Source organism: Marinobacter sp. BW6 (assembly GCF_008107725.1).
GTDB lineage: Bacteria > Pseudomonadota > Gammaproteobacteria > Pseudomonadales > Oleiphilaceae > Marinobacter.
On the sequence record NZ_VIRN01000064.1, the window covers coordinates 876,044 to 899,029 of the forward strand.

General features: G+C 57.9%; 19 protein-coding genes. 11 read left to right on the forward strand and 8 right to left on the reverse strand.

Annotated elements, in window-relative coordinates:
• Nucleotides 1-32 precede the first annotated feature (32 nt).
• Nucleotides 33-1,178 (reverse strand): DcaP family trimeric outer membrane transporter, encoded by a 1,146-nt coding sequence (locus FMN52_RS12540; protein ID WP_148608928.1) that lies wholly within the window; start codon nt 1,176-1,178, stop codon nt 33-35.
• Nucleotides 1,179-1,340: 162 nt separating this feature from the next.
• Here FMN52_RS12540 and FMN52_RS12545 point away from each other — a divergent pair, with 162 nt between their 5' ends.
• From FMN52_RS12545 to astB, 6 genes are all read left to right on the forward strand, one after another.
• A complete protein-coding gene (locus FMN52_RS12545; protein WP_148608929.1) occupies nt 1,341-2,801 on the forward strand; it encodes an exonuclease domain-containing protein in 1,461 nt (486 codons plus the stop codon).
• A 99-nt stretch (nt 2,802-2,900) separates the two neighbouring features.
• On the forward strand, nt 2,901-4,115 hold the full coding sequence (locus tag FMN52_RS12550) for an aspartate aminotransferase family protein (RefSeq protein WP_148608930.1): 1,215 nt from the start codon (nt 2,901-2,903) through the stop codon (nt 4,113-4,115).
• 9 nt (nt 4,116-4,124) lie between these two features.
• Nucleotides 4,125-5,144: an arginine N-succinyltransferase gene (locus FMN52_RS12555; RefSeq protein ID WP_148608931.1), complete on the forward strand. Its 1,020-nt coding sequence runs from the start codon at nt 4,125-4,127 to the stop codon at nt 5,142-5,144.
• A gap of 52 nt (nt 5,145-5,196) precedes the next feature.
• The gene (astA, locus tag FMN52_RS12560) at nt 5,197-6,297 is read left to right on the forward strand and encodes an arginine N-succinyltransferase (protein WP_148608932.1); all 1,101 of its coding nucleotides are present in this window, start codon (nt 5,197-5,199) and stop codon (nt 6,295-6,297) included.
• Nucleotides 6,285-7,760 carry a succinylglutamate-semialdehyde dehydrogenase gene (gene astD / locus FMN52_RS12565; protein WP_148608933.1) on the forward strand — a complete coding sequence of 492 codons (1,476 nt, stop codon included), beginning with the start codon at nt 6,285-6,287 and terminating at the stop codon, nt 7,758-7,760. The genes astA and astD overlap by 13 nt, the downstream gene beginning before the upstream one ends.
• A 14-nt stretch (nt 7,761-7,774) precedes the next feature.
• Nucleotides 7,775-9,115 carry an N-succinylarginine dihydrolase gene (gene astB, locus FMN52_RS12570; protein ID WP_148608934.1) on the forward strand — a complete coding sequence of 447 codons (1,341 nt, stop codon included), beginning with the start codon at nt 7,775-7,777 and terminating at the stop codon, nt 9,113-9,115.
• 22 nt (nt 9,116-9,137) lie between these two features.
• On the opposite strand, the gene FMN52_RS12575 is transcribed toward astB, so the two are convergent.
• A complete protein-coding gene (locus tag FMN52_RS12575) occupies nt 9,138-9,773 on the reverse strand; it encodes a TetR/AcrR family transcriptional regulator (RefSeq protein WP_148608935.1) in 636 nt (211 codons plus the stop codon).
• A 166-nt stretch (nt 9,774-9,939) separates the two neighbouring features.
• Here FMN52_RS12575 and FMN52_RS12580 point away from each other — a divergent pair, with 166 nt between their 5' ends.
• Nucleotides 9,940-11,019 carry an efflux RND transporter periplasmic adaptor subunit gene (locus tag FMN52_RS12580; RefSeq protein WP_148608936.1) on the forward strand — a complete coding sequence of 360 codons (1,080 nt, stop codon included), beginning with the start codon at nt 9,940-9,942 and terminating at the stop codon, nt 11,017-11,019.
• On the forward strand, nt 11,019-14,045 hold the full coding sequence (locus tag FMN52_RS12585) for an efflux RND transporter permease subunit (protein WP_148608937.1): 3,027 nt from the start codon (nt 11,019-11,021) through the stop codon (nt 14,043-14,045). Before FMN52_RS12580 ends, FMN52_RS12585 begins: the two co-directional genes overlap by 1 nt.
• Here the strand turns inward: FMN52_RS12585 and astE are convergent.
• The 6 genes from astE to FMN52_RS12615 form a co-directional block, all read right to left on the reverse strand.
• Nucleotides 14,011-15,063 carry a succinylglutamate desuccinylase gene (astE, locus tag FMN52_RS12590; RefSeq protein ID WP_148608938.1) on the reverse strand — a complete coding sequence of 351 codons (1,053 nt, stop codon included), beginning with the start codon at nt 15,061-15,063 and terminating at the stop codon, nt 14,011-14,013. The genes FMN52_RS12585 and astE overlap by 35 nt on opposite strands.
• A gap of 158 nt (nt 15,064-15,221) precedes the next feature.
• Nucleotides 15,222-15,944 carry an ABC transporter permease gene (locus FMN52_RS12595; RefSeq protein WP_148608939.1) on the reverse strand — a complete coding sequence of 241 codons (723 nt, stop codon included), beginning with the start codon at nt 15,942-15,944 and terminating at the stop codon, nt 15,222-15,224.
• Nucleotides 15,945-15,947: 3 nt separating this feature from the next.
• Complete coding sequence (locus FMN52_RS12600; RefSeq protein ID WP_148608940.1) at nt 15,948-16,652, reverse strand: ABC transporter permease; 705 nt, start codon at nt 16,650-16,652, stop codon at nt 15,948-15,950.
• Between the two features lie 51 nt (nt 16,653-16,703).
• The gene (locus FMN52_RS12605; RefSeq protein ID WP_148608941.1) at nt 16,704-17,456 is read right to left on the reverse strand and encodes a transporter substrate-binding domain-containing protein; all 753 of its coding nucleotides are present in this window, start codon (nt 17,454-17,456) and stop codon (nt 16,704-16,706) included.
• Nucleotides 17,457-17,556: 100 nt separating this feature from the next.
• Nucleotides 17,557-18,327 carry an ABC transporter ATP-binding protein gene (locus tag FMN52_RS12610; RefSeq protein ID WP_148608942.1) on the reverse strand — a complete coding sequence of 257 codons (771 nt, stop codon included), beginning with the start codon at nt 18,325-18,327 and terminating at the stop codon, nt 17,557-17,559.
• 155 nt (nt 18,328-18,482) lie between these two features.
• On the reverse strand, nt 18,483-19,241 hold the full coding sequence (locus FMN52_RS12615) for an FCD domain-containing protein (RefSeq protein ID WP_148608943.1): 759 nt from the start codon (nt 19,239-19,241) through the stop codon (nt 18,483-18,485).
• A 264-nt stretch (nt 19,242-19,505) separates the two neighbouring features.
• Between FMN52_RS12615 and dctP the strand changes: the two genes are divergently transcribed.
• From dctP to FMN52_RS12630, 3 genes are all read left to right on the forward strand, one after another.
• Nucleotides 19,506-20,633: a TRAP transporter substrate-binding protein DctP gene (gene dctP, locus FMN52_RS12620; protein WP_148608944.1), complete on the forward strand. Its 1,128-nt coding sequence runs from the start codon at nt 19,506-19,508 to the stop codon at nt 20,631-20,633.
• 99 nt (nt 20,634-20,732) lie between these two features.
• Nucleotides 20,733-21,437 carry a TRAP transporter small permease subunit gene (locus FMN52_RS12625; protein ID WP_148608945.1) on the forward strand — a complete coding sequence of 235 codons (705 nt, stop codon included), beginning with the start codon at nt 20,733-20,735 and terminating at the stop codon, nt 21,435-21,437.
• Nucleotides 21,434-22,966, forward strand: a complete 1,533-nt coding sequence (locus FMN52_RS12630) for a TRAP transporter large permease subunit (RefSeq protein WP_148608946.1) — start codon at nt 21,434-21,436, stop codon at nt 22,964-22,966. Before FMN52_RS12625 ends, FMN52_RS12630 begins: the two co-directional genes overlap by 4 nt.
• Nucleotides 22,967-22,986 lie beyond the last annotated feature (20 nt).

Consider the following 22,986-nt stretch of genomic DNA (forward strand, 5'->3'; position numbering starts at 1 on the left):
TCTGCTGAGTTAACTAACTTCTAACGGAAGGATTAGAAGTTGTACTGCGCTGCGAACAGGATACGGTTTGCATCGGAGGAGTCGCCAGCAACGGTTTCCTGATCGAAGTAGCCGTATTCAACGCCCATCATGACGTTTTGTACGGGGGTCCACATGTAGTTCAGGAACAGGTTCTGGTTGGTCTCGGGTGCCGCATTGGTCAGCGAAGAGTTTGCAACTGCATCATCCAGGTCCTGAGTGGTCATGCCGTAGGCCAGGTTGATACTGCGACCGCCGCCCAGTGCCATGCTTACACCGACGTTACCACCATAAGCTGAGATGGTTTCAACGCTGTTGCCATCCAGGTACGCGCTGGGACCGTAGTAGTTGCTGCCTGAGCGCCACAGATAGCCGGTAGCACCATCAGCAGCGGTAACAGAGCCCTGAACGGAGAACATGTCGCTCAGTGCGAGCTTGGCTGCAGCGGACATAGCGTAACCCATCGCGCTATCGTCGTTAGTGCCGTCGTCTGAGGTGACTTGGCTAACTACGCCTGATAAGGCAAATGACACTGCATCCATTGAGTTTTCAAAGCGAGCTGTGAGGGCTGGCGTACCGGTGCGACCTGAACCATCAACGATTGCTTGGCTGCTCGGATCTTCGATGGAGAAGGACAGTCCGCCCGTGGTGTAACGAAGCTGCTCCGTGCGATCCCAGCTACCCATGCTGCCTGCAACGCCGTCAAAATCGAGAAGCGGCGTCGCGCCCACGAAGCTGATGGTGTTAGACCAGTTGCGACCGGCCATGAAGCCTTTGTATTGACCGTATGCATGACGGATGCGCAGGCTGCCTGCGCTGTTGCCGGAGCCACGGAAATCGCCTTCCACGGTGACGGCTACGCCGGAGGCATGATTTACTTTGATGCCAAGGCGGCTCTGTTGCACGTCGGAGCCAAAGTGACCGTCAGTAGCATCTAAGTCGCTGCCATCGGCGGCTACAGGGGAGAAAGTACCTGCACGGGTAGATACGGCGCGGTTGCCGTCCAGGTCATAGCTCATGTTCAGACGGGCGTAGCCATACAGGCTCGCCTCGGTATCGTCACCTACATTCAGCGTAAGTGCGCTCGCTTGAGAGGCAACCCCCATTACTACTGTTGCTGCCGTCGCACGAATTGCCAATCTCAGTTTGTTGCTTTGCATCGTTGTTGTCTCCACACATTTTTGTTGTTGGACCCAAAAACAAGGTAGTTACGAATTCGTGACAATTCAAATAATTTCATGCAGAAGTTAGACGAATGTCTATAGCAGCTTTTCGTTCATATACAGACATCTGCAGTTGCCAGCGAGGCGTAAAGTTGTTCCATGACGTCCGAAAGTACAGTTATTGAGTCAGCCACGTTCGCGTTTCTTGATATCGAAACCACCGGCGGCAATTCAGCCCGGGACCGGATTACCGAGATTGGTATCCGGTTCTGGCGGGCCGGCGAGGTGGTGGGGGAATGGCAAGCGCTGCTGAACCCGGAAACGCGGATATCTCCGTTTATCGAGAACTTTACCGGCATTTCCAATGAGATGGTCGCCAACGCGCCGTTGTTTGAAGAGGTGGCGGATGAGCTGGAGGCGCAGCTGAAGGGCAAAGTGTTTGTCGCACACAACGCCCGCTTTGATTACGGTTTTATCAAAGCCGAGTTCCGTAGGCTGGGGCGATTGTTCTCTGCGAAGGTGCTGTGCACTGTAAAACTGTCTCGGCGGCTGTATCCGGAATTCCGGCGGCATAACATGGATGCCTTGATTGCCCGCCATGGCCTTGCCCGGGTTCAGCGCCACCGGGCCATGGGCGATGTGTCCGCCATGCTGGCGTTCTTTGAGCATGCACGTTCGGAAAAAGGCGACGGGAAGTTCGATAAGGCTCTCCGAGAGCTGCTGCAACGGCCCAGTATTCCGTCCCATCTTCCGTCGGATACGCTTCAGGACCTGCCCCGGGGCCCAGGGGTATATCGGTTTTACGGCGAAAACGATGTGCTTTTATATGTGGGCAAGAGCACCAATATTGCCCAGCGGGTAGCCTCGCACTTTTCCGGCGATCATAACTCTGCCCGTGGTGTAAGGATGTCCGAGAGTCTGCGCCGTGTTGAGTGGACGGAAACTGCCGGCGAGCTTGGCGCGCTGTTGCTGGAACTCAAGCAGATCAAGACCCTGAAGCCTCTGTTCAACCGTCGCTCCCGGGCGGCCAAGAATCTGGTGAGCATTGAGCTGTCGAAAAACGAGGCGGGGTATCTCCAGGCGCGCCTGGTTCGTGAAATCGAGCCCCACCGGTTGGGTGATTATTTCGGGTTGTTCCGCAGCAAGCGGGATGCCGAGCGGGCATTGAGCGGCATCGCGGCCAAGAATGAATTGTGCAACCGGCTGCTGGGCCTGGAGCCCGAGCATGAGGGGCCTTGTTTCCAGCGTTCGCTGGGGCGCTGCAAGGGCGCCTGCGAGGAACTCGAGAATGTCGAGCGCTACAACCTCAGGGTGCAGATTGCCTTTCACGGCCTGCGACTGAAAACCTGGCCCTGGAAAGGGCCGGTCGGGATCGTTGAGGGGGATGAGCGGTCCGGGCGTACAGACATCCTGGTGGTTTATAACTGGATGCATGTAGCCACCCTGCACGACGAGGAGGAGCTGGCGGATCTCTCTCTCCGTGGCCAGGCAGTCACCTTTGACCTGGATTCCTACAAACTTCTGATTGGCGCCCTCATGGACAGAAATAAGGGCGGGCACGAACAGCAGCGGGTGATTGAATTGCCGGCCATCGGGGAACCGGATGTTCTTATGCCGTGAGTGGCGTATTATGGTGCAAGAGTCCGCACACCTACTTACTTGTCTGGCGCGGCCACTCTACTATTTTTAATTGCTTAGCCGCTTTCCCGAGAGAGATCTATGAATAAAGAACCCGTCAGCCGCGAACTGTTCGATGAAGTCATGGTGCCCAACTACGCTCCCGGTTCCATCATTCCGGTGCGAGGGGAGGGCTCCCGCATCTGGGATCAGGAAGGCCGCGAGTTTATCGATCTCCAGGGCGGTATCGCAGTAACCTGCCTTGGCCATTCCCATCCTGGGCTGGTAGGTGCGTTGCACGATCAGGCCGAGAAAATCTGGCACCTGTCCAACGTGATGACCAACGAGCCGGCCCTGCGCCTGGCCAAAACGCTTTGCAATCTCACCTTCGCCGAGCGTGTGTTCTTCGCTAATTCCGGTGCTGAGGCCAACGAAGCGGCCTTCAAGCTGGCCCGTCGCTATGCCTGGGAGCACCATGGCAAGGAAAAGAACGAGATTATTTCTTTCAAGAACTCTTTTCACGGGCGCACGTTGTTCACCGTGAGCGTTGGTGGCCAGCCAAAATACCTTGAAGGTTTCGAGCCGGCACCGGGTGGCATTCATCATGCCGAGTTCAACGATCTGGAATCGGTAAAGAAGCTGATCTCCAAAGAGAAAACTTGCGCCGTTGTGGTGGAGCCAATTCAGGGTGAGGGTGGTGTTATGCCCGGCGACCTCGCGTTCCTCCAGGGGCTGCGGCAGTTGTGCGACGATAACGACGCGCTGCTGGTGTTTGATGAGGTACAGTCCGGCGTTGGCCGAAGCGGTCATTTTTACGCCTACCAGATGTACGACGTGGTGCCGGATATTCTCTCCAGTGCCAAGGGGCTTGGCGGCGGCTTCCCGGTGGCGGCCATGCTGACCACGGCCAAAGTTGCAGCAAGCCTGGGCGTGGGTACTCACGGCAGCACCTACGGTGGTAACGCACTGGCCTGCGCCGTGGCGCAAAGGGTTGTGGATACCGTCAGTCAGCCGGAGATTCTCAAGGGCGTGAAAGCCCGATCAGAAAAGCTCCGCAAGGGTATGATGGACATTGGCGAACGCTACGATGTGTTTACTGAGGTTCGCGGTGCCGGTCTGCTGCTTGGTTGTGTGCTTACAGAAAAATGGCAGGGCAAGGCCAAGGATTTCCTGAACGCCGGTCTGGAAGAGGGCGTGATGGTTCTGGTGGCCGGCGCAAACGTGATTCGTCTGGCGCCGTCCCTGATTATCCCGGAATCGGACATCGACGAAGCCCTCGAGCGTTTCGAAGCGGCGGTGAAAAAACTGACGGCCTAAGGAGATTTTATGTGGCTGGTACGTCCGGCTCAGCCGGATGATCTGGACCAGATTCTCGCCATCGCGGGCACCCAATGTGCCCGTCTTTCTTCCACTCTGCCCAAACAGGGCGATGCCCTGGCCTACAAGATCGAGCAGTCCCTGGCTTCCTTTGCTGGCAGGATCAGCGTCGAAGACGATCCGCCGCGATTCCTGTTCGTGCTGGAAAATACCGAGACCGGAGACATCGCAGGCACCGCCGGCATTGATGCGCGCGCCGGCAACGGTCAGCCCTTCTACAGTTACCGGCGGGACGCCCTGATCCATGCGTCCCATGAGTTGGGTGTGTCGCGCCGGGTGGAGGTGCTGTATCCCTCCCATGCGCTGACCGATGTCTCGCTGCTGTGCTCGTTCTCCATCCGCCCCGAACTGCAGGGAACCGACGCGTTCGAGTTGCTGTCCCGGGCCCGGATTCTGTTCATGGCCGATCATCGGGAATGGTTTACCTCGCGGATGGCGGTGGAAATCCAGGGCGTGCAGCTGGAGGATGGCAGCGTGCCCTTCTGGGACAGTCTTGGCCGGCACTTCTTCGATATGGATTTCGAGACGGCGGACCAGTACTCCGGCCAGTTGAGCAAGACCTTTATTGCCGAGCTTATGCCCCCTAATCCGATCTACGTCACGCTGCTGAGCGAGGCGGCCCAGGAGGCGATGGGGCAGCCGCACCAGATAACCGTGCCCAACTTTGAGCTGCTTCAGCGGGAAGGATTCCAGCCGGGCAGTTACCTTGATATTTTTGATGCCGGTCCGGTCCTTGAGGCTCGCACCGACAGCCTGAGAACCTTGGTAACCAGTCACCCCATGGAGCTTCATGGCACCAATGAGGATGTGGGCGAAACCTGTCTGATTGCTGCCGGTGAGCGGGAGCACTTCCGCTGCACCCTGACACCGGTGGCCGAGACACTGGACGACAAACTCAAGGTTCCGGTTGCCACCTGGAAGACACTGAACAGGACCGCGGGCGACCGGGTAAGGATTGCGCCGCTATGACAAGTTTCGGAATGGTAAAGCGTGCAGCCGGCGGGCTCAGGGAGGCGATAGCATGTTGGTAATTCGCCCGTTACAGGAAAACGATCTGGATGACCTGTACGCCATGGCCCAGAGTGCCGGGAAAGGGCTGACCACCTTGCCGGCGGATCGCGAGCTGCTGGAGAAAAAGATCAACCACGCCCGTGAAACCTTCAACCAGCGCATTGCGCCTGAAGCTGGGCTGTATCTGTTTGCCCTGGAGGATATCGAGCGTAAAAAGACCGTCGGAATCAGCGGCATCCAGGCCCGGGTTGGGCTGGACGAGGTTTTCTACAACTACCGCCTGAGCGTTACCGTGAATGCCTCCAAAGAGCTGGGTGTTCACGTGCGGACGCCCACGCTGCACCTGTCCAATGACATGACCGACACCAGCGAGATCTGCTCGCTGCTGCTGTCCGATGAGTACAAGGGCGGGGGCAACGGGCTGCTGCTCTCCCGGTGCCGATTCATGTATCTGGATGAATTCCGTAAGCATTTTTCGGAAAAAGTATTCGCGGAAATGCGCGGCGTGTCCGATACCCAGGGCCGAAGCCCGTTGTGGGATGCGCTGGGAACCAAATTTTTTGATATGGAATTCAGTGAGGCCGACATGCTGTCTGGCCTGGGTAATAAATCGTTTATCGCCGAGCTGATGCCCAAGTACCCAATCTACCTGCCCATGCTGCCGGATTCGGCCCGAGCCGTGATTGGTCGGGTTCACGACAATACCGCGCCAGCGCTTCGAATGCTCCAGTCCGAGGGGTTCAACTTCAACGGACTGGTGGACATTTTTGATGGCGGGCCCGTGGTTGAAGCCTTCGTTCACAATATTCGCACGGTACGGGAAGGCATGAACCGGCACGCCATGGTGACGCGCAAGTCGGTCAACCTGGACGTGCCTGCCGATGAGCGGGTAATGGTATCGAACCGCTCATTCCGCGACTTCCGGGTGACCACCCTGCCGATAGACTGCATCGGGCCGGATACCGTCAGCCTGCCGCCGGAAGTGGCCGAGGCGTTGCAGATTGAATCGGGTGATCCGGTTCGTCTGGCCCCCTTGAAAGACTCGGGGCTACTGACCAAACATAGTTATAGAAGCTCAGTACCGGGAGGTGCATCGAAATGGCAAAGCTGACAGGTGAACTGTTTATCGACGGGCTCTGGCTACCGGGCCATGGGCCGGTATTCGAATCTGTCCAGCCGGTGACCGGTGAAACAGTCTGGGATGGCGAAAGCGCTAATCTGGAGGATGTTGATGCGGCCGTTCGTGAGGCGAGAAACGCATTTCTGAAGTGGCAGCGTAAGAGCTTTGCCGAACGACAGGCGGTTGTCGAAGCTTTTGGTGAGCTGCTTGAGGCTCACAAGGAAGAGTTGGCCCATCAGATCGGTCTGGAAACGGGTAAGCCATTGTGGGAATCCCGCACGGAAGTGGCGGCGATGATCGGCAAGATCGGCATTTCCGTGAAAGCCTACAATGACCGCACCGGAACGTCTGAATCCGATGTTGCCGGCGGTCACGCCGTGCTCAGGCACAGGCCCCACGGTGTGGTGGCCGTGTTCGGACCTTACAATTTCCCGGGGCACCTGCCGAATGGCCACATAGTGCCCGCTTTGCTGGCCGGCAACACGGTGGTGTTCAAGCCGAGCGAGCTGACCCCCGGGGTTGCCGAGCTGACGGTAAAGCTCTGGGAGAAGGCCGGCATTCCAGACGGTGTGATCAACCTGGTGCAGGGCGGCTCGGATACTGGCAAATCCCTGGCCAGCCACCTCGCGATTGACGGCCTGTTCTTTACAGGCAGCTCAACTGTTGGGCACCTGCTGCACAAACAGTTCGGTGGCCAGCCGGAGAAAATCCTGGCCCTGGAAATGGGCGGCAACAACCCGCTTATCGTCCAGGACGTGGCCGACGTGGATGGCGCGGTACATCATGCCCTGCAGTCGGCCTTCCTGTCGGCGGGCCAGCGCTGTACCTGTGCACGTCGACTGCTGGTTCCCAAGGGCAAGAAAGGTGACGCCTTCCTCGACCGGCTGGTGGAAGTCTCCGCCCGCATCAAGGTCGGTGAGTTCGATGCCGATCCGCAGCCGTTTATGGGCTCTGTGATTTCCGCGGAGGCCGCCGAAAAGCTCCTGGCGGCCCAGGCCAGCCTGCTTGAGAAGGGCGGCAAATCCCTGCTGGAGATGAAGTCCTTGAAGTCGGGAACCGGCCTGCTGTCGCCGGGTATCGTAGATGCCACAGGTCTGGACGTGACCGATGAGGAGTTCTTCGGGCCATTGCTGACAGTGTATCGTTACAAGAGTTTCGATAACGCTCTGGAACTGGCCAACGACACCCACTACGGGCTTTCCGCAGGCATCCTCACGGATGATCGGAAGCTCTATGAGCGCCTGGTAGAGGAAGTGCGGGCCGGTATTGTGAACTGGAACCGGCCACTGACCGGTGCGAGCAGTGCGGCGCCCTTCGGGGGTGTCGGTGCCAGCGGTAACCATCGACCGAGTGCCTATTATGCCGCCGACTACTGCGCGTGGCCCATGGCCTCACTGGAAGCCGGCACGAGTGAGCTGCCAGAGTCACTGGCACCGGGCCTGAACTTCGATTAACGGAACACACTGCCATGGTGAAACACGCGGTAGAAGCAAACTTCGATGGCCTGGTTGGCCCCACCCATAATTACGCGGGGCTGTCCTGGGGCAATGTTGCCTCCAAGTCCAATGTCAGTTCCGTCTCCAACCCGAAAGAGGCGGCACTGCAGGGCCTGGCCAAGATGAAGCGTCTGGCGGACCGGGGCTATGTGCAAGGCATTCTGCCGCCACATGAGCGCCCGCATATTCCGACGCTTCGAGCCCTGGGGTTTGAAGGGACAGACGCCCGTGTGCTGGAGCAGGCGGCCAAATCCAGTCCTTCGATACTGGCGGCGGTATCGTCTGCTTCTCCGATGTGGACGGCAAATGCGGCCACGGTATCGCCCAGTGCTGATACCTCAGATCATCGCGTGCACTTCACCCCGGCCAATCTGAGTGCCAAGTTTCATCGGTCCATCGAGCACACGGTGACCGGTCGATCCCTGAAGGCCATCTTTGCTGACGAGAGCTATTTTGCGCACCATCCGGCGCTGCCATCGGTGAGCCAATTTGGCGATGAAGGCGCCGCCAATCACACCCGGTTGTGCGCCGGATACGGCGAGCCCGGTGTGGAACTCTTTGTGTATGGCCAGATCGCATTCAACGAGCAGGCGCCGGCACCGCAAAAATACCCGGCGCGACAGACGCTTGAGGCGTCCCGTGCGGTGGCTCGACTGCATGGCCTCAAGGATGAACATGCGGTCTTTGCCCAGCAAAACCCGGACGCCATTGATAGCGGCGTTTTCCACAACGATGTGATTGCCGTGGGCAACGGTAACACCCTTTTCTATCATGAAATGGCGTTTCTCAAAGAAGAACAGGTGCTGGCGGATATCCGGGAGCGCCTGACCGGTGCCGAGCTGGAAGCGGTCCGGGTCAGCAGTGCCGATGTGCCGCTGGAAGATGCGGTGGCCTCCTATCTGTTCAACAGCCAACTACTGAATACACCGGACGGCATGCTGCTGGCGGTGCCCGGCGAGTGCCGTGAAGTGGCTTCCGTCAGCCGTTATCTGGATGGCCTCGTGAAGTCTGGCGGGCCGATCACAGCGGTGGAAGTGTTCGACGTCAAGCAGTCCATGCGCAATGGCGGTGGCCCGGCCTGTCTGCGGTTGAGGGTGGTGCTCAACGACGATGAGCTTCAGGCCATCAACCGGGGTGTGCTGCTCACCGATGAACTTTACGAGCGCCTGACCACCTGGGTGGAGGCCCATTACCGGGATGAGCTCAGCCAGGACGAGCTGGGCGACCCAATGTTGCTGGAAGAGGTCCGTAAAGCCCTGGATGAGCTAACCGGGATCATGGGCCTCGGTTCCATCTACGACTTCCAGCTCTAGTAGCCTGCTGTGCTGCGATCTGTCACGCTGAAATAGACGACGTCAGCATATCCATGGTGTGCCGGATCAACTGCTCGGCAGGAAATTCCGGGTTTCCCTCGCCCATCTCCGACTGACAGAGCAGGATCACCCCGTGCAGGGCGCCACGCAGGTAAAGGGCTGTCTGAACTGGGTCGTTAATCCGGTCACGGTTCATGGTGCCGTCCTGAAGTCCCAGTTCGATGGCCCCTACCATCAGCTCCATCAGGTCTGATTTTGAGCACAGCATTTCTTCAGCCTGGCTTTCGTCGGCCTCGGCCATGGCGGTGGATGCCTTGGTAAGCGCCGAGAAATAATCCGGCTCCTCCAGATAGAAGCGATAGTAGGATTCCCCCATTGCCCGTATCTGGGCCAGACCGTTGTCGGCGGTCTGCCTTGCCTCTTCGAATCGCCGGAACAGGCTGTGCCCCGCTCTGAGCATGATGCCCCGCTGTATCGCCGCCTTGTCCTTGAAATACACGTACAGCAAGGCCCGGCTGAGACTCGCGGTACGGGCGATGTCGTCCATGGACGTGCGCTCGTAGCCCTTTTCTGAGAACACCAGTTCGGCGGCGTCCAGAATGGTGTCGTAACGGGCCTGTTTCTCTCGCTCGCGGCGGGTTTTCAGCGGTTCGCTCATTCAATCATCCGGTTAGTTGGCAACAGCGGGCATAGGATACCTGAAAACGAATCAAACCCGATTATTGACAAAATGTCAAAGAATGACATGATGTCTAAATTAACCGTCGGGTTTCTCCAGGGACAGGACCCCGCCAACTACACAAGCATGGATGAAAGGAAGAGTCATGACACCACTTCGAATCCCCGTCGCCATCGTTTCGCTTGCGGTTTTTTCACTGTTTCTGTCGGGCTGTAAAGCCAGTGACGTAGCCCTGGAATCCGGGCAGCAGAAGGTTTCGGTGCGTGTGTCAGAGGTTACCGGTGGTGAAAGCCAGGATATGCCGCTGCGGTTCTCGGGAATTGTTCGTGCTACCCAGCGAGCGACACTGACATTCCAGGTCAGTGGCACCCTCAAGGAGCAGGCGGTGGAGCTCGGGCAGAAAGTGCAGGCCGGTGATCTGCTTGCCAGGGTCTATAACCCCGGTCTGGAGCCGGCCCGCGATTCTGCCCGGGCCCGGCTGGAAGAGTTGAGAACGCAGTATCAGCAGGCGCAACGGGAGTGGGAGCGCTCCAGCCGTTTGCATGAGCGTGGTGTTGTGTCGGAGCAGACCCTGGAGCAGCTGGCAGCGCGGCGGGATTCCCTGGAAGCCAGCGTGGCAACAGCGCGGGCATCCCTGGCGGAGGCAACCCAGTTACTCGAAGAGAGTACACTTCGGGCGCCATTTTCCGGCCGGGTAGAAGCCCTGCTGGTTGAGCGGGATGAATTTGTTGCGGCCGGTCAGCCGGTGATGCGACTTTCCTCACCGGAGGGACGTGAGGTGGAAGTGCGGGTACCAGCGTATCTGCTGGATCATGTGGAGCTGGAGCAAACCTTGCCTGTGTGGTCGGTTCAGGACCGCAGTCGCCCGCCACAGTCCGGTTCGGTGGTCGAGATTGCCCAGGCCAGCGCCATTCGCGGCGAGCTTCATCCGGTTCTGGTGAGCCTGCCAGTTAATACTCTCGAGCCGGGCGAACCGGTAGAAGTCGGTATCACGCCGGTGCGGGAGTCTGCCCTGACGGTGCCTCTGCTGTCGGTGATCCGCAACGCCGAAGGCGTCAGCGTATTCCGGGTTCGGAATAATGTGGCCAACAGGGTTTCGGTGGAAGTAGACCGGGTTGTTGGCGAGCGGGTGGTGGTTACCTCCGGCGATCTGTCCCCGGGTGATCAGGTAGTGTATGCCGGTATGACGCGTCTGGCGGACGGTGATGCCGTGGAGGTGCGCTGATGACCCGCCGGCTTCTGAACTGCCAGCGCCTGCTTGGCATGGTGGTCACCATGCTCTGCCTGCTTGGTATCGCCGCTTACAGCACCATGCCGCGCCAGGAAGATCCGTCGTTTCCCTACCGGGCAGGCCTGATCAGCACCAATTATCCGGGTGCCAGCGCCGAGGCCGTTGAAAGGCTCGTACTCCGGCCCCTGGTGGATGAGCTGCGGCAGGTGGAGGAGGTGGATTTCACCCAGTCAACGGCTCGCACCGGCGTGGCCCTGGTCCGACTGCGTCTGAACGATGACATCTATGACACCGACCCGGCCTGGGACCGGGTGCGTCAGGCCATGGAGCGGGCCAAACAGGACTTCCCGGACGATGTGGGAAGGATGGTGCTTGATGACCGCCTGATCGATATTCCTGCCATTGTCATGGCCGTGGGTGGCTCGCCCTCGGTAACGGAATTATCTGACGTCGCCGAACGGTTAAAGCAAAACCTCTCGGATTTACCGGGTGTTTCCCGGATCGAGCTGGAAGGCGATGCCGACGAGCAGATTACCCTGGCCCTGGATGATGCGGCGCTCTATCGCCTGGGCATCTCCCCGGCGCGGGTGCTCGACACCCTGGCCCGACGCAACCAGACCATTCCCGGTGGTTTCGTGGTGGTCAATGGCCGTCGCCTGTCGGTGCTTCCCAACAGCGAATTTGCCGATATTGATGCGATCCGCGCCACGCCCATTGAGCTTCCTGATGGCTCCCAGGTGCCGCTTGCTGCAGCGGCGGACGTCTGGCGGGGGCCAGCTGAGCCGCGTCAGCCGGAAACCTGGTATGACGGCGAACGGGTGGTGCTGGTCTCGATCATTATGGAAGAGGGCACGACCGATGCCATCCGCTTTGGTGAGCGGGTGCGTGAACGCATGGAAGAGATTCGCGGAGACTTTAAGCCCTACGAGATCCGGGAGATGTTCTTCCAGCCGGACAAGGTGCAGGAGCGCCTCGATAACCTGGCCTGGAGCCTGGTGCTGTCGGTGCTGATTATCGTTGCCGTTGTCTTCACCGGGATGGGCATTCGCATGGGCCTTCTGGTGGCGTCGATCCTGCCCATGGTCGCCCTGATCAGTGTCGGGCTCTACGATCTGGGCGGCGGTGTGCTGCACCAGATTGCCGTAATCGGCATGGTGATCTCGCTGGGGATTCTGATCGACAACGCCATCGTAATCGTCGAAAACATTCAGGGGCATCTGGATGAGGGCATGCGTCGGTTGGATGCCCTGCGTAAGGCCGTCAGTGAACTGGCCGGCCCGTTGGGTGCCTCAACGGGAACCACGCTGGCGGCCTTTGCGCCCCTGCTCCTGGCCAAGGGTGGTGCCGCTGACTTCACCCGCGGCGTGCCGGTCATGATCATGCTGACACTGTCAGTCAGCTACCTGCTTGCTATCTCCGCCGTTCCCCTGCTGGCGGCCAGGTTCCTGAAACCCCGCCGCAAGGCCGGGCAGGACCGGTTGATCGGGCTGGCGCGGTTCCTTGGAGGCCTGGTATCCCGTTATCCCGGGCGCCTGATTGCCGCCGGCGCCATACTGGTCGGAGTCAGTGTTGCCATGACCCCCTTTATGGCCCAGCAGTTCTTCCCCAATGCCGATCGCCCGAGGGTGATTGTCGAAGTCTATATGCCCGAGGGCACCGACCAATCCCGCACGGCAGAGGCAACGGAAAGCCTGGAACGAGTTATTCGGTCACAACCTGACGCCCTGGAGGTTCACCGGTTCGTGGGCTTCACTGGTCCATCTTTTTACTACAACCTTCAGCGCGCGCCTCAGGCACCGAACCGGGCCCGGCTGGTGGTTACCACACCCACGCTGGAAGACACCACCGGCATGATTCGCTGGATCCGCGCCCATGTCAAAGAGCAGATGCCGGAACTGGATGTGACCGTTGGTATCCTCGGACAGGGGCCACCAAGGGCCGCGCCGGTGGCAATAAGGGTCTACCACGCCAACGACGGCACCCGTATAGACGCGGTGGAACAGATTTTCAGCATCCTGCGGGGCGTCGAGGGCACCGTTGATGTCCGCCATGATCTCGATATTGGCGTGCCCAGCATTGCGATCAACGTCGACGACGCGACGGCGGCCCGCTATGGCCTGACTCGCGCCGATGTGGCCCAGAGTCTTTACGGCCAGAGCTTTGGTGTGGTGGCCGAGCGCTACCGCCAGGAAGATGACCCCATTCCTCTGGTGCTGCGGTCCCGTGAAGGCACAGCCCTGTCACTCTCACGGTTGCTGTCCGTCAATATCTACAACGACCGTGGCGACGCCGTCCCTCTGTCGGCGGTGGCCACTGTGGACACTACCTGGGAACCGGCGGCCCGATACCTGCGCGATGGCGTGAGAATGAATACGGTTACCGCGAACCTGGAAACCGGTTACAGCTTCAGTCAGGCCCTGGAAGGCCTCTACGCGGGACTGGAGAAGAAGCCCTTGCCGAAGGGCACGCGACTGGCCATGGGCGGTGATGCCGAAGGCTCCGGAGACGCGAACACCGCGTTGCTTACCGCAGCGCCCATCGGGATTCTGTTGCTGCTGTTCTTCCTTCTGCTGCAGTTCAACTCCTTCCGTCGGGTCGGCATTATCCTGCTGACGGTGCCGCTGGCCACCGTCGGTATCTTCCCCGGGCTGGTGCTCTCAGGCTCCCCCTTTGGTTTCCAGTCCCTGTTGGGTGTGATTGCGCTGGTGGGTATCGTGGTGAACAACGCTATCGTTCTTCTGGACGTGATGGACCGGGAACTTGAGAAAGGAAAAGACATCCGCGATGCCATTCGTAACGCGGTAGAGCAGCGCACCCGCCCGATCCTGCTGACGACCGCCACCACAGTGGCCGGACTGCTGCCCCTGGCGTTCTCAAGCTCGACGCTCTGGCCACCCATGGCCTGGGCCATCATCTCCGGCCTGCTGGCATCAACGGTACTGACTCTGCTGGTGATCCCGGCTGTCTGTACCCAGGTGATCAAAGTCAGCGTGCCGGAACCTGAAAACGCCCCGGCCTGACCATCAGTCCAACTCGGTGCCCAACAGGAACATCCGGGTTGGGGAAAATAATCGCCTCTGGCGAATGCCCCACCCGGTAGCTGGTTTCATCATCCTCCCAGATGACCGTGCCGGGCGGGTATTCGGTGAAATTGGCGACATCGTCCGGAATATGGAACCGGAAGTTCTTCCCGGTATTCAGAATCTCATGGACTACCTCGAAGACCGTCAGGTGATCAAACGGTGGTTTACGGGATGGTGTTGAAAGCCCGCGGAACCGCCGCCGCAATGCATCCCGAATCCCCGAAAAACGCCCCAGATCGTTCTGGCCAAACGGCCGCACCTTACCCAGCTCGACAGTAAAACTCTCGGCCTTCAGCAGCGACGAGGAAAACGACGAAAACGTCGTGCCTGCCTTATGCTGCAGCAGAAGCGTTTCCACCTCCGCCTCCAGCAGAAAATCACACTGGTCTATCGAAACGGTCCGACCTTCAACAAACGGATACAGCGCAAAACGCTCACGGTGAGAAGGACGAATGGCCGTGTGCAGATCGTAGTGATAAAGCGCCTGGGGATTAGCCATGGCAAACTGCCGGCACGCCTCTTCAAGCTCCTGCGCCCGAGCGGCCTCGGCCAGCCCCTCATACTCGCTCCGCGTATGAGCGCCATCGAACAGCCGATTCAGGTTCACTTCCAGAAACCGCTTTCCAGCGACCATCGCAGGCGGGTTGCCCAGAATCAGCAAGACCGGACAAGCCAGTTCCCACCTGCCATCGATCAGTTCGGAAACCAGCCCGTTCATAACCTCAATAGGCGCTGTCTCATTCCCGTGCACACCCGCAGAAACAATGATGGCTTCAGCATTCGGATTGCTGCGGTCAGCGGGAGGTACAATGTCCAGAACGCCCACCGCCTTGCGGCTGATACGGGTGCCATCGGGGAGGAGGGCTTTCACCTCCGGGAGGTCTGCGCTTGCGTTATCCAGGGTATGGGATAGCCAATCAGGTGAACTGCCAAATAGATCCGCACTAACGGTCATGGGGACTCCACGGAAAAGTTTGAGGGCGGTTGGCGGGTGTCTTCCCGGGAGTGTCTGAGGCCATGGATGGCCTCAGTCAAGCGCACATGGATGTGCTCGTAGCGTCTCCCGGGAAGACACCCGCCAGCCGACCCGGCACCAAACCGCAATCAATGGGTTCAGCCGCTAACCGGCCGCTGATGCTTCAGCAGATGAGTTTCCAGTTTGCGGAAAGCGAACACCAGGATAAAGGTCAGTGCCATGTAGCACAGCGCCACAAAGATAAACGCATCAAACGGCGCATAGAACCGGGAGTAAATGTTACGGGCCGCCCCGGTCAGATCCACGATGGTCACCACACTGGCAATCGCACTCGCGTGCAGCATGAAAATAACTTCGTTGGAGTAGGCCTGCACCGCCCGCCGCGCTGCGCTCGGCAGCACAATCCGCCGCATCCGCATAAACCAGTTCATGCCATAGGCTTTCGCTGCTTCAATTTCACCATTGGGCGTAGACACAATCGCGCCGCGGATAATCTCCGTGGTATAGGCCGCCGTGTTCAGTGTGAAAGCCAGCAGGGCCGGGTAGAAAGGTTCCCGGAAAATCTCCCACCAGAAGGTTTCCTGGATGCCCTCAATCTGGGCGAGCCCGTAATAGATGATGTAGAGCTGGATCAGCAGCGGCGTGCCGCGGAACAGATAGGTGTACAGCCAAACCGGGCCGGAGACAAACGGGTTTCGAACCGTCCGTAGAATGGCCAGAGGAACCGCCACCAGCAAACCGATGACCAGGGAAAGGAACACCAGATGCACGGTGGTCACCATGCCATCCCAGTATTCCATGATGGTCATGGCGGTAAAGATTTCGTTCTGGTTCAGCCATTCGGCAATGAAATCAGGCATTCGTTAACTCCCCTGAACCACGCCGACATTGGCTCGTTTGTCGAGCCACTTGATAAACAATTCAGACCCCGCCGTCAGGGCCAGATACACGAACGCCACCGGAATGAAAAAGTGGAAGGGCATGCGCTCCGCCTTGGCAGCTTCTTCAGCCACACGAACCATGTCCGTCAGGCCGATAATTGAAACCAGGGCGGTGGTCTTCAGCAGAACCTGCCAGTTGTTGCCCAGGCCGGGCAGGGCATGGCGCATCATTTGAGGCAGCATGATTCTGCGGAAGGTATGAAAACGGGTAAAACCATAGGCTCGAGCCGCCTCAATCTGGCCGGTTTCAACCGCCAGGAAAGCGCCGCGGAAGGTTTCGGTCATGTAGGCGCCGAAAATCAGCCCGATCGTTACGACGCCGGAGATGAACGGGTCGAACTGAAAGAAAAAGTCGATCTCGTAGGCTTCCCAGATGTAATCCGAGAGCATATTCACTGCCACCTGGCCGCCATAGTAGAACAGCAGCATCATAACCAGGTCTGGCACACCACGAATCAGGGTGGTGTAGGTAGTCGCGATACCTTTGGCAACCCGGCTTTGCGACAGTTTGGCAGACGCACCAACCAGTCCCAGGGCAACCGAGAGAGCAAGAGACAGGAAGGCCAGTTCAATGGTGACTATTGCCCCATCCAGCAGGGCCGGGCCATAGCCTTTTAGATCAAGCATGGGAACGTCCGGTAAGCAGGGGCGGCCCTGACGGGCCACCCCTCGGCAGATTTACATCTTGATGTCGTAAGCGAAGTACTTCTGCATGATGGTGTCATAGGTACCATCTTCCTTCAGGGTGCGAAGGGCAGCATTTACTTCCTCTGCAACCTCGGTGTCACGCTGGCGCATGGCAACACCTACGCCCTGGCCAAGCTTGACCGGCTCTCCAACTTCCTTGAAGCCTTCTTTGGAAAGGACAGTCTCTTCACCTACCGGGTAATCTACGAAAACTACATCCAGACGTTGGCCTTCCAGATCCAGGACCATGTCATCGGCTGTGGTGTAGCGCTTGATGGTGACAATGCCGCCCATGTTTTCAGTTACGTAGGTGTCCATGGTGGTGCCGCGCTGCACGCCAACGGTCTTGCCTGCCATTGCATCCATGTCGGTAACGTCGGTGTTGAAGCTTTCAGGGCCGAACCAGCCACCCGGGGTGTTGTAGTATGGCTCAGAGAACAGAACCCGCTCTGCACGCTCCGGCGTAATAGACATGGAAGACATGATCAGGTCGAATTTCCGTGCCAGCAGGCCCGGGATCATGCCGTCCCATGCCTGGATCACGAACTCGCAGTTGGCGTTCATTTCTTCGCACATGGCTTCGGCCAGTTCCACTTCGAAGCCGGTCAGGTTTCCGTTCTCGTCTTTATACTCAAACGGTGCATAGGGCACGTCGAACGCGATGCGGAGATCCCGTTCCTGGGCTTGTGCGCTACCAGCAATCAGGGCGAGGGCGCAGCTTGCTGCAAAAATCATTTTCTTCATGTGTCACTTCTCCAGTGGTTTGCCTTTTGGGCTTTATTTTTGATGGAAGTTTTTGGTTCCAACATTTTATTTCTTCACCGGTTCAAGATAGCACCGAGTGTCAGAAGTTGGGAGTCAGGAACTGCTTCATGCGCTCCGAATCCGGGTGATCAAACACTTTCTCGGGGGTACCCTGTTCCTCGATCACGCCCTGATGCAAAAACAGGACCTGACTCGACACATCCCTTGCGAATGCCATTTCGTGGGTGACCACGATCATGGTTCGGCCTTCCTCAGCCAGGCCTTGCATAACCTTCAATACTTCACCCACCAGCTCAGGGTCCAGCGCTGAAGTGGGTTCATCAAACAGCATGACTTCCGGTTCCATGGCCAGGGCCCGGGCGATGGCCGCCCGTTGCTGTTGGCCACCCGACATCTGGGCCGGATAGTAGTCCTTGCGCTCGTAGATGCCCACCTTGTTCAGATAGGCCTCGGCGCGCTCAATGGCTTCCTTCTTTGGAACCTTCAGAACGTGGATCGGAGCTTCAATGATGTTTTCCAGAACGGTCATATGAGACCAGAGATTGAAGCTCTGGAACACCATGGAAAGTTTTGCCCGGATCAGCTCGACCTGCTTGTTATCGGCCGGAATTCGCTCGCCCTTGCGGTTGGTTGTGAACCGTATTGGGTCGCCGTGCACGATAATGTCGCCAGAGGTGGGAGTTTCCAGCAGGTTGATGCAGCGCAGGAAGGTGCTCTTGCCGGAGCCGGAGCTGCCGATCAGGGAAACCACATCGCCTTTGCGGGTCTCCAGTGAAATTCCTTTGAGCACTTCGAGCTGGTCGAAGGTCTTGTAAATGTCCCTGCAGATCAAAGGCGATTGGTCCGCCATGGGTGACTCCTGGGGCTGTAATTCAAAGGCGCATGTTTTACGGACTGTGGATGCGGAAATCAATCCCTTAAAGAGAGCGTTTTACCGAATTTCACCGCCGTTCGCTGCATGTCATTGTGGTCGAATGATTGTTCAATGCAAGCTTTTTGCCATGCTCAGGTGCTGGCCCGGGAATATTCGTTGGCCGCGTCCTGATTGACTGGCAGCCTGATCAGTGTTCCGCCATCTTTTTCCATGTCTCTCATGGCTTCACTCACGAAACGCACATGAGCCATCGCTACCTTTTGGGCATTGGCCGGTTTCCCGGCAATCACGGCTTCATAAAGCTGCCTGTGCTGACGGACGATTTTCTTGCGCATTTCTTCTCTTGGATTCAGGTTGGCAACCGAGGCCTGAACGGTCAACAACATCATGTTCTTCAGACTGTTGAGCACATGCACCAGAACTGGATTGTGGGATGCTTCCACAATCGCCAGGTGAAAACCGTGGTCGAGCCGGGCATTGCTGAGCGGATCGGTGTCTTCCAGGGTGCGGAATGCCTTGGTGATGCGATGCCGGTCAAGCCGTGTTGCCCGCTGCGCAGCCAGGTAGGCAGCCTGACCCTCCAGCTGTTCGCGAACTTCCAGGAGATCGAAAAGGGTTCGCGGGTGTCCCTCGAAAAGATGCATCAGCGGACTCTGTTCGCCGATCTCGCTGGCGCCGGGCACCATGCTGGCCACAAACGAGCCCTTGCCGTGGCGGGTTTCGATCACACCGCGGCCCTGGAGTTCATGAAGGGCTTCCCGAATGACCGCACGGGACACGCCCAGCCGCGTTGCCAACTGACGTTCAGAGGGTATCTTCTGCTCCGGGGCAAGCCCGCCATCGAGAATGAGGCGCTCCAGCCGATATGAGATTTCCTGGGAGATTGCCATATGGGTGCCTGTTTTGCGCTCTCTGGTCTGACCAGTGATTGCTTCTGATTGTTGGTGTTTCCGATGTAAGCGGATGCACGTCCGAGCCCGTTAAATATGGCCGATTCAGAGTATTTCGTCCATTTTTAATACTTCAAAAACTGGTCAGACCAGTGGTCTTCGAACTGGACTAAACCCGGTTTGGCTACGAATATCATTCTAATGTCGGCCTTTGCCGGCGTTGCCATAGACGCTGATAACAACAAAGCCAACGGAGACGTTTCGATGAATTCGAAGAATAACATCCGAAATAGCTGTGACACTGGCGAGACCCCACCTCGCAGAAGTTTCCTAAAAACCGCGGCCATGGGCGCCGCTCTTGCGGGTGCGATGCTGATGGGTGCAGGACAGGCCCACGCAGCAACCACCTGGAAAATCCAGTCGACCTGGGACGCGGGCACCGTGGGCTACACGTTGTTCGAGGAGTGGTGTAAGAGTATTGAGGCCAAGTCTGGTGGCGAGCTGAAGTTCCAATGCTTCCCGGCCAAGGCTGTCGCTGCTGATAACAACGCGCTCTTTGATGCTGTCCGCAATGGTGTTCTACAGGGCATGAACCCGTTCACTCTGTACTGGTCAGGGAAGATCCCTGCTTCCGTTTTCCTCTCTTCTTACCCTGCCGGTCCTGACCAGCCCCATCAGTGGGACACCATGTTCTACTCCATGGGCATGCTGGAAAAGACCCGGGAAATCTACAAGAAGTTCGGCCTGTTCTACGTGGGCCCGATCCAGCACGACGCCAACATCATTCACTCCAAGCAGCCTGTGAACAGCCTGGACGATCTAAAAGGCATGAAGATCCGTGTGCCGGGTGGCATGGTTGCCGAGGTGTTCCAACAGTTTGGTGTGTCTACCGTCAGTCTGCCGGGCTCGGATATCTTCCCGGCCCTTGAGAAAGGCACTATTGATGCAGCGGACTACGTAGGTCCTGCAGTCAACTACGAGCTGGGCTTCTCCCAGGTGACCGACTACATCATCTTCGGACCTCCTGGCGTCATGTCCATCTACCAGCCGGTGGATCTGATGGACCTGACGGTCAGCCTGCGTGCCTGGAACTCTATCTCGCCCGAGCTGCAGCAACTGGTTGAGGACGAAGTACGCATTTACTCCCAGAAGCACTACCTCGCTATCCAGGAACGCAATATTGCCGCCATGGAGAAGTTCAAGGCAGAGGGCGATACGGTTACCCGTCTGAGCCAGGAAGACCTGGAGACCTGGCGGAAGGCCGCCATCCCCATCTGGTTCAATTGGGCGAACAAGAACGAGGACGCACGCGCCATCCTTGATATTCAGCTCGAGTACATGATGAACGATACGGTTGGGTACATTACGGAAGAAGACATCAAGGGCTACTAAGTCCTGACATTTAAACAAAAACGATAATCGGGGAAGGCAGGGTTAGCCGGCACAGGATTAACTCTTCCTTCCCCGCTCTTTGATCTAGGTGGTAACAACATGTCTGATCTGAGTGCATTTGGCTTTGTCATGCCGCACTGGTTCTACTGGGGCTGGCTGGCAGTTATGCCACTGCTCATGATGGCTTGGGACAAATGGAGCAGTAAGCATGGCGGGGATAATGCCGAGCCTGAGAAAACGGTTTCCGAGCTGCAGTCTGAAGAAGACGATCCGCTTGCTCAATTCGAGTACGAGGGTAACTGGTTTACGAAAATCGTTGACTGGATGTGCGAGAAGTCAGGCCTTTTCGTTTCGTTCTGGACCATCAACGCAGTGCTGTTCTATTTCTTCGAAGTGGTGATGCGTTATGTCTTCAATATGCCAACGATCTGGGTACATGAAGCCAGCTTCCTGATTTTTGGCATGCAGTACATTCTCGCTGGCGCTTTTGCGCTGTTGCACGGTGCCCATGTGAGGGTGGACGTTGTCTACAACTTCCTTCCAGTTCGCGGACGGGTGGGCATGGATATATTCACTTCCATGTTCTTCTTTATCTTCGCGGCTGTACTGGCTACCACATCGTGGACCTTCTTCCAGGACTCGCTGATGATGCAAGAGACCACTGTCGAGACATGGGGAATTCAATATTACCCCGTGAAAGGCGTGATGTTTGCGGGCGCAATTCTGCTGTTGCTCGCCGGCTTCTCAAAGCTGCTTAAAGACATCGTACTGTTTATCCGTCTCGGCCAGGAGCGCACATCATGAGTACCACAACTGCAGCGCCTAGCAGCGGCATGGCCGGGAAGCTGGGCACATGGTTAATGATCATCGCCACTGTGGGTCTGGCGTTTGTCATCTGTGTTGAATTGATCAACATTCTGTTTTACGACCCATGGAGTGACGAGAGATTCCTTTTCAAGCTGTCGGGTAGCCTGTCCGGTGTGGACATTGGCCCGCTGACCTATCTGATGTTCGGCTCTCTTGCCGTAGCTTTGATGATGGGGCTGCCGCTGGCCTTCGTAACCGGCGGCCTGGGTGTCATGTTCATCTACCTGGTAGGTGATGCCATGATGCTGAACATCGTTCCCGGTCGTATTTTCCCGCTCATGGCCAACCCGGACATCGCGGCGATTCCTCTGTTTATCTTCATGGCCTCCATGCTTGAGCGTGCGGGCCTGATCGAAGAGATGTTCAGCGTGGTTTACAAGTGGATGGGCGGCATCAGTGGCGGTCTTGCCGCTGCAACCATTGTCGCGTCTACGATTCTGGCCGCGATGGTCGGCGTTATCGGCGCCGCCGTTGTAACCATGGGCATCATCGCACTGCCGGCCATGTTGAAGCGTCATTACGATCACAAGATTGCTATCGGCTCAATCATGGCCGGTGGTACCCTTGGCATCCTCATCCCGCCTTCAATTCTGGCCATTCTCTATGCGGTAGTTGCGCAGCAGTCCGTAGGCGAGCTTTACCTCGGCTCCCTGTTGCCGGGTCTCATGCTGTCCGGTCTCTACCTGAGCTACGTTCTGATTCGCAGCTGGCTTAATCCGAAACTGGGCCCGCCGATCCCGGTGGAAGACAGGATCAGCCTGAAAGAGAAGCTCAAGCTGCTGGGTAATCTAATCGCGCCCCTGGCGCTGGTTGGTCTGGTTCTCGGCCTGCTGTTCGGTGGTATCGCCACGCCGGTTGAGGCGGCGGGCATCGGTTCTTTCGGTGCCATCATCGTTGCGATGATGCACAAGAAGTTCTCGATCGCAGGTCTTCGCGAGGCCTCCGTGACCACGGCCAAGGCGTCTGCCATGGTTCTCTGGATCATGTTCGGGGCATCGGTATTCGTCGGTTTCTACATCCTCCAGGGTGGTCAGCAGTTCGTAACGGACGCCATTCTGGGCACGGGCATGTCGGCTTACGGTATCCTGCTCCTGCTGATGGTGCTGCTGGTGGTCCTGGGTATGTTCCTTGACTGGGTTGGTATCCTGCTGCTGGCGGTACCCATCTTCATTCCCATTGTAAAAGCGCTGGAGTTCCCGGGTCTGTTCGGCTTCCCGCCGGTTGCTGGTGACGACGTCGTGCTCTGGTTCGGCGTGTTGTACCTGGTGAACATGCAGATGTCGTTCCTGAGTCCGCCGTTTGGCTACGCCCTGTTCTACATCCGTGGTGTTTGCCCGCCGGAAATCTCCATGGGTACCATCTTCAAGTCTTCCCTGGTGTTCCTGGCGATTCAGGCGTTCGGGCTGTTCATGTGTGTCCTGATCCCCGGCATTGTCACCTGGCTGCCAGGGCTGGTTTACGGTTAATTATTTCAAGGAGTAATGCT

What these genes read in the sequence shown, in the direction of transcription:
- FMN52_RS12540 (WP_148608928.1), bottom strand. Translation starts at nt 1,178, where the DNA reads ATGCAAAGCAACAAACTGAGATTGGCAATTCGTGCGACGGCAGCAACA.
- FMN52_RS12545 (WP_148608929.1), top strand. Translation starts at nt 1,341, where the DNA reads ATGACGTCCGAAAGTACAGTTATTGAGTCAGCCACGTTCGCGTTTCTT.
- FMN52_RS12550 (WP_148608930.1), top strand. Translation starts at nt 2,901, where the DNA reads ATGAATAAAGAACCCGTCAGCCGCGAACTGTTCGATGAAGTCATGGTG.
- FMN52_RS12555 (WP_148608931.1), top strand. Translation starts at nt 4,125, where the DNA reads ATGTGGCTGGTACGTCCGGCTCAGCCGGATGATCTGGACCAGATTCTC.
- astA (WP_148608932.1), top strand. Translation starts at nt 5,197, where the DNA reads ATGTTGGTAATTCGCCCGTTACAGGAAAACGATCTGGATGACCTGTAC.
- astD (WP_148608933.1), top strand. Translation starts at nt 6,285, where the DNA reads ATGGCAAAGCTGACAGGTGAACTGTTTATCGACGGGCTCTGGCTACCG.
- astB (WP_148608934.1), top strand. Translation starts at nt 7,775, where the DNA reads ATGGTGAAACACGCGGTAGAAGCAAACTTCGATGGCCTGGTTGGCCCC.
- FMN52_RS12575 (WP_148608935.1), bottom strand. Translation starts at nt 9,773, where the DNA reads ATGAGCGAACCGCTGAAAACCCGCCGCGAGCGAGAGAAACAGGCCCGT.
- FMN52_RS12580 (WP_148608936.1), top strand. Translation starts at nt 9,940, where the DNA reads ATGACACCACTTCGAATCCCCGTCGCCATCGTTTCGCTTGCGGTTTTT.
- FMN52_RS12585 (WP_148608937.1), top strand. Translation starts at nt 11,019, where the DNA reads ATGACCCGCCGGCTTCTGAACTGCCAGCGCCTGCTTGGCATGGTGGTC.
- astE (WP_148608938.1), bottom strand. Translation starts at nt 15,063, where the DNA reads ATGACCGTTAGTGCGGATCTATTTGGCAGTTCACCTGATTGGCTATCC.
- FMN52_RS12595 (WP_148608939.1), bottom strand. Translation starts at nt 15,944, where the DNA reads ATGCCTGATTTCATTGCCGAATGGCTGAACCAGAACGAAATCTTTACC.
- FMN52_RS12600 (WP_148608940.1), bottom strand. Translation starts at nt 16,652, where the DNA reads ATGCTTGATCTAAAAGGCTATGGCCCGGCCCTGCTGGATGGGGCAATA.
- FMN52_RS12605 (WP_148608941.1), bottom strand. Translation starts at nt 17,456, where the DNA reads ATGAAGAAAATGATTTTTGCAGCAAGCTGCGCCCTCGCCCTGATTGCT.
- FMN52_RS12610 (WP_148608942.1), bottom strand. Translation starts at nt 18,327, where the DNA reads ATGGCGGACCAATCGCCTTTGATCTGCAGGGACATTTACAAGACCTTC.
- FMN52_RS12615 (WP_148608943.1), bottom strand. Translation starts at nt 19,241, where the DNA reads ATGGCAATCTCCCAGGAAATCTCATATCGGCTGGAGCGCCTCATTCTC.
- dctP (WP_148608944.1), top strand. Translation starts at nt 19,506, where the DNA reads ATGAATTCGAAGAATAACATCCGAAATAGCTGTGACACTGGCGAGACC.
- FMN52_RS12625 (WP_148608945.1), top strand. Translation starts at nt 20,733, where the DNA reads ATGTCTGATCTGAGTGCATTTGGCTTTGTCATGCCGCACTGGTTCTAC.
- FMN52_RS12630 (WP_148608946.1), top strand. Translation starts at nt 21,434, where the DNA reads ATGAGTACCACAACTGCAGCGCCTAGCAGCGGCATGGCCGGGAAGCTG.